Source organism: Chloroflexaceae bacterium, from assembly GCA_025057155.1.
In the GTDB taxonomy this organism is placed as follows: domain Bacteria; phylum Chloroflexota; class Chloroflexia; order Chloroflexales; family Chloroflexaceae; genus JACAEO01.
Window position 1 is genome coordinate 1 of record JANWYD010000054.1, and the last position, 945, is coordinate 945.

Sequence of the window (945 nt, forward strand, 5' to 3'; positions counted from 1 at the left end):
CAGTGGCAGTGGCGGCGGCGATCGGCGTCCCCGCGACGTGTGTCTTCAAAACGCTGGTCGTCATTGGCGCCGGCGCGCGGCCGGCCTTAGCAATGGTGCCGGCTAACTGTCAGCTTGATCTTAAGCGCCTTGCGGCCTTAGCCAACGCCAAGCGATTTGAGATGGCGCCGCATGCTGAAGCTGAACGCCTAACCGGATTGCGGGTCGGGGGGATTGGCGCATTAGCGCTAGTGGCGAAGCGGTGGCCTTCCTACCTCGATGAGTCGGCGTTGGCGCATTCGATCATCTATGTGAATGCTGGCCAGCGTGGGGTGATGATTGGGATAGCGCCAAACGATCTGGCACGCGTGGTGGGAGCGACCGTGGCAGCGATTGCGACTCATCCATCGTCTTAATAGGCTGCTGATTGGTATCATTTGCGTGGTTAGCTTGCCTGTGCTAAAATAGAGCGCGACGGCGACGTAGCAAAGTGGTAATGCAGCGGTCTGCAAAACCGCCATTCGCGGGTTCGATTCCCGCCGTCGCCTCCAGAGGCATCCACTGACGAGAGGTTGATCGCCTCTCGTTCTTTATTTCACGTCGTCGTATGCGAATTCTTTGTGCGCTGACCTACTATCGGCCTTACACGAGTGGTCTCACTATCTATGTCGAGCGCTTGGCCCGTGGTTTAGCCCGGCGCGGCCACAAAGTGACCGTACTGACCTCGCAGTATGATCCGAGCTTGCCGAAGGTTGAGTTGCTCGATGGCGTGCGAGTGGTGCGCGCGCCGGTGCTGGCTCGTGTCAGCAAAGGGGTCATTATGCCAACGTTCGGCTGGCTGGCCACTCGCCTGTCGCTCGAACACGACGCGATGAGTCTGCATCTGCCGCAGTTTGATGCGCCGGGATTGGCGTTGCGCGGGCGTTTGCTCAAACAACCAGTCGTCTTGACCTACCACAGCGATCT

At 59.3% G+C, this 945-nt stretch carries 2 protein-coding genes and 1 tRNA gene; all 3 read left to right on the plus strand.

Annotated elements, in window-relative coordinates; all coding sequences use genetic code 11:
* Positions 1-395 (plus strand): aminoacyl-tRNA deacylase (locus NZU74_20190; protein ID MCS6883650.1); only part of this gene is annotated, 395 nt, incomplete at its 5' end.
* Between the two features lie 60 nt (positions 396-455).
* Positions 456-530: transfer RNA gene (locus tag NZU74_20195), tRNA-Cys, on the plus strand.
* 56 nt (positions 531-586) lie between these two features.
* Positions 587-945, plus strand: a 359-nt coding sequence (locus NZU74_20200; protein ID MCS6883651.1) for a glycosyltransferase family 4 protein, incomplete at its 3' end; no start/stop codon positions are given.